Source organism: Salegentibacter sp., assembly GCF_041642575.1.
In the GTDB taxonomy this organism is placed as follows: Bacteria; Bacteroidota; Bacteroidia; order Flavobacteriales; family Flavobacteriaceae; genus Salegentibacter.
Window position 1 is genome coordinate 1 of the sequence record NZ_JBEPWD010000137.1, and the last position, 4,073, is coordinate 4,073.

General features: G+C 40.7%; 5 protein-coding genes. 2 read left to right on the forward strand and 3 right to left on the reverse strand.

Features of this window, described 5'->3' with window-relative positions; translation table 11 throughout:
- Nucleotides 1–73: 73 nt before the first annotated feature.
- Nucleotides 74–784 carry an SGNH/GDSL hydrolase family protein gene (locus ACESK1_RS12360; RefSeq protein ID WP_372920489.1) on the reverse strand — a complete coding sequence of 237 codons (711 nt, stop codon included), beginning with the start codon at nucleotides 782–784 and terminating at the stop codon, nucleotides 74–76.
- 58 nt (nucleotides 785–842) lie between these two features.
- Between ACESK1_RS12360 and ACESK1_RS12365 the strand changes: the two genes are divergently transcribed.
- Nucleotides 843–1,415 (forward strand): hypothetical protein, encoded by a 573-nt coding sequence (locus ACESK1_RS12365; protein WP_372920490.1) that lies wholly within the window; start codon nucleotides 843–845, stop codon nucleotides 1,413–1,415.
- 2 nt (nucleotides 1,416–1,417) lie between these two features.
- The gene (locus ACESK1_RS12370) at nucleotides 1,418–1,606 is read left to right on the forward strand and encodes a hypothetical protein (protein WP_372920491.1); all 189 of its coding nucleotides are present in this window, start codon (nucleotides 1,418–1,420) and stop codon (nucleotides 1,604–1,606) included.
- A gap of 346 nt (nucleotides 1,607–1,952) precedes the next feature.
- Here ACESK1_RS12370 and ACESK1_RS12375 read toward each other — a convergent pair whose 3' ends face one another.
- Both ACESK1_RS12375 and ACESK1_RS12380 read right to left on the reverse strand, forming a co-directional pair.
- Complete coding sequence (locus tag ACESK1_RS12375) at nucleotides 1,953–2,933, reverse strand: PLP-dependent cysteine synthase family protein (RefSeq protein ID WP_372920492.1); 981 nt, start codon at nucleotides 2,931–2,933, stop codon at nucleotides 1,953–1,955.
- Between the two features lie 60 nt (nucleotides 2,934–2,993).
- On the reverse strand, nucleotides 2,994–4,073 hold a 1,080-nt coding region (locus ACESK1_RS12380; protein ID WP_372920493.1), incomplete at its 5' end, for an ABC transporter permease.

Below are 4,073 nucleotides of genomic sequence, written 5' to 3' on the forward strand. Positions count from 1 at the left end.
TATTTCCAGAGGTAATGTAGAAAGTCTTCCTGCATCTGTTAAATTTAGAAAACTCTTTGCCTCTTTAAAAACACTATTCCTGGTTTGGCAATTTTTGGGTGATTTCATCTATAATTTCCTCAACCCAATACCGATACATTATTCCGCTGGGATGCAATTCATCTTCCACCAGCAAATCGGGATCCCGGGCAGCTTCCCTGGAAATAGGCGTGATATTATAGAAATCCACACCGTATTCTTCCGCTATCTTTTTAAAGACTTCATTAAATTCAGCGATCTCTGCGGAAATTTCTTCGGAATTATCACCTGCGAAAGGAGTGACTCCATAATCCGGGATACTAAGTGCGAAAACCCCATGCTCCCTGGTTTTCGAATAATTAAGCGCCATTCTGAAGACCTCCCTCAGATCTTCTTCATATTCCCGTTTTGTTTTTCCCTGATATTGATCGTTCACCCCGATTAAGATTGAAACCAGGTCGAATTCCCGGGTGTAACTCAATTCTTTCTCCATGGCTTTGAAAAGATTTCTACTGGTCCACCCGGTTTTTGCGATGATCTTTGGTGGCGCAACTTTATATCCTCTTTCATTTAAATTTTCTACCAATTGAACCGGCCAGCGGTCTTCCTCTGCTACCCCTTCTCCAATGGTGTAGGAATCCCCAAGGGCTAAATAACTGTAATTATTTTCATATTCAGTATCAACATCTTCCTGCACTGTCTCGACAAGATTTCCGCAGCTCATTAAGACTCCCGAAATAACTAGTATTAGTAATATTTTTTTCATCTAAAATTATTTTAAGCCTGAAAATACTGTATTTTGCAATAACCCAAAACTTTTAAGTATGCAAAAAATATACGTCATCTCCATATTTCTTTTCAGTCTTTCTTTTATGCAAGGACAACAAAGTCCTGCAGAAAAATTCTGGACCAAATTACAGGGCCACTGTGGAGAAGCCTACCGGGGCACAATTACCACCGAAAACCCGGGAGAAGATTTTGCAGGAAAAGAATTGATAATGCACGTAAGGTCCTGCGACAAAGACAGTATTAAAATCCCATTTTTTGTAGGTGAAGATAAATCCCGCACCTGGGTACTCTCCTTTGAAGAAGACAAGATCAAGCTAAAGCACGACCACCGTCACGCTGATGGCACAGAAGACAAGGTCACACAATATGGCGGAATTGCTTCAAACACTGGACTTGAAGATCTACAAGTCTTCCCGGCTGACATGGAAACTGCGGAATTACTTCCGGCAGCTGCTTCCAATGTTTGGTTTATTGGGCTGGATGAAGACAGTTTTACCTATAATCTCAAGAGGATAGGTTCCAACACCAGTTTCTCTGTAGAATTCGACCTGAGCGAACCGGTTGAAGATCCTGGAGCACCCTGGGGATGGGAAGAAGATAAAAAATAACCATGGGAAAGAACGACCCAAATATCAAAAGCCGGCCCTTTCCAAAAGAGGAACCGGAGAATGAAAAGCAGAAAGACAAGCCAAAAGGAGCTTTTATGGAAGCTTTGGGCCGCATTGGTTATTCTGTCTGGATCATTGTGATGATCGTTGGTGGTGTACTGGCATTTCTCCTGTCCTTACTTTTAGTATGAAGCCAGTCTGGATAGGATTTAATGTTTTTTTAAGCGTTTTTGTGATTTTACAATTTGCATATTACCTCAATGTTCCGGTGCCCCCTATCTTACGAAATTACCTGGCTGATTTTTTATGTATGCCGGTTGTTTTAAGCATTTGTCTTTTTTGTGTTCAATTCATAAAAAAAGACCGGAAACTTAAGCTTCCGGTCTTTAGTATATTTTCGCTATTTGTGCTTTACAGCATTTATTTTGAAGTTATCTTACCTCCTCTGCACGATCGCTATACTGCAGATCCTGTTGATGTCTTGATGTATTTTTCAGGAAGTTTAGTCTTTTATTTTCTTCAGAAGATTTCCTGAGATTATTCCAGATATCCCATCTTTTTCATCCATTCATCATTGTACATTTTTCCCACATACCTGCTGCCGTGATCGTGAAATAATACCACCACAACGTCATCTTTGGAGAAATGCTCCTTTAGCTGAAGCAGGCCTTTCGCTGCAGCCCCGGCCGAATTACCAAGGAAAAACCCTTCTTCCTTCGCCAGTTTTCTTGTGTAGATTGCCGCATCCTTATCGGTCACTTTTGTAAATCCGTCAATCACACTAAAATCTACATTCTTTGGCAGGATATCTTCTCCAATTCCTTCGGTGACATAAGGATAGATCTCGTTTTTGTCAAAGATCCCTGTCTCATGATATTTCTTGAAAACCGAGCCATAGGTATCGATTCCCCAAACTTTGATATCAGGATTTTTTTCTTTGAGATATTTTCCAACCCCCGAGATCGTACCGCCGGTTCCAACCCCTACCACGAAATGGGTGACCTTTCCATCGGTTTGTTGCCATATTTCAGGACCTGTGGTTTCATAATGTGCCTGGGTATTGGCCAGGTTATCATATTGATTTACATACCATGAATTTGGTGTTTCCTCTGCCAACCTTTTTGAAGTTGAATAATAAGATCTGGGATCTTCAGGTTCTACATCGGTTGGGCAAACTATTACTTCACTGCCAACCGCTTTAAGAATATCTATTTTTTCTTTGCTTTGTTTATCTGAGATGACGCAAATCATCTTGTAACCTTTCACGATGGCCGCCAGGGCAAGGCCCATTCCGGTATTACCTGAGGTTCCTTCAATTATGGTTCCACCCGGTTTTAGCATTCCGCTTTTTTCAGCTTCCTCTATCATTTTTACCGCCATCCTGTCTTTCACAGAATTGCCCGGGTTAAAAGTCTCATATTTAGCCAGGACAAGAGCGTCTATTTCTTTAGTTATTTTATTCATTTTTACCAACGGAGTATTTCCAATGGTACCTAAAATGTTTTCTGCGTATTCCATAAAAAGTTTTACAATTTATAACTCACCATAGTAGTCGAAATAACTGCTATGGCTTTCATTCTATTCAAATTTAATAGCTTTTGCCGGGGATATCTTTGAAATGATCACCGATGGGATCAATAACATCAGCATACATAATATCAGGGTGCCGATATTGACCGCAAGGATATAATCCCAGTTTATATAAACCGGAACTTCGGTTACGTAATAAGTGTCCGGATTCAAGGGGAATAATTTAAAATATTTCTGAATCAACAACAAGCCTATGCCTATTAGATTTCCCCAGAACAGCCCCAAAAGGATCAAGTAACCCGCGTTATACAAAAATATCTTCCTGATGCTCCAATCTCCGCTGCCCAATGCCTTCAGAATTCCTATCATTTGAGTACGTTCCAGGATTAAAACCAGCAAAGCGGTGATCATATTTATACCTGCAACCAGGATCATGATCCCGATGATAAGGGCAATATTAAAATCAAAAAGCTCCAGCCATTCAAAAATGGAATAGTATTTCTGATTTATGGTTTGCGCATCCAGAAACGAGCCGGTATTCTCATAAACCTCCTGCCCCTTCTCGTCCAGTTTATCAAAATCACTTATGAATACTTCAAAATTTCCAACTTCGTCATCTTCCCATCTGTTTATTCGTTGAATATGCCGAATATCAGCCAACATATATAATTCATCAAATTCCTGGAAACCGGAACTGTAAATTCCTGTGATCACAAAGGCTCTAAGCAGCGGCCGATCGCTTTCTTCCCGTAGAAAATAAGTAGGTACTTTATCCCCTACCTGCAACCCTAACCTGTTGGAAAGATAAGCCGAGATCATCACCTCATCGTTGAGCTTTTCCTTAAATTCAGGAATCTCCCCCTCAATGATGAATTCCTCAAAATATTCCCACCTGTAATCCTCCCCAAGGCCTTTTACCAGAACTCCTTCAAAATCGGTTTCTGTTCGTATTATCCCGGCCTTTGTTGCTACAGCCTGGACGTGCTCTACTCCATCTACTTTAGTGAATTCGGGATAAAAATCCTGCTCCTTTGAAATTGGGACCAGAGAAACCTGGGAGCTGTTATTATCGTAACTGGAAATACTGATGTGCCCGTTGAAAGCAGCGATCTTATCCCTTATTTTCTC

Excerpts from the sequence above, each read along its gene's own strand:
- ACESK1_RS12360 (WP_372920489.1), bottom strand. The coding sequence starts at position 784 with ATGAAAAAAATATTACTAATACTAGTTATTTCGGGAGTCTTAATGAGC.
- ACESK1_RS12365 (WP_372920490.1), top strand. The coding sequence starts at position 843 with ATGCAAAAAATATACGTCATCTCCATATTTCTTTTCAGTCTTTCTTTT.
- ACESK1_RS12370 (WP_372920491.1), top strand. The coding sequence starts at position 1,418 with ATGGGAAAGAACGACCCAAATATCAAAAGCCGGCCCTTTCCAAAAGAG.
- ACESK1_RS12375 (WP_372920492.1), bottom strand. The coding sequence starts at position 2,933 with ATGGAATACGCAGAAAACATTTTAGGTACCATTGGAAATACTCCGTTG.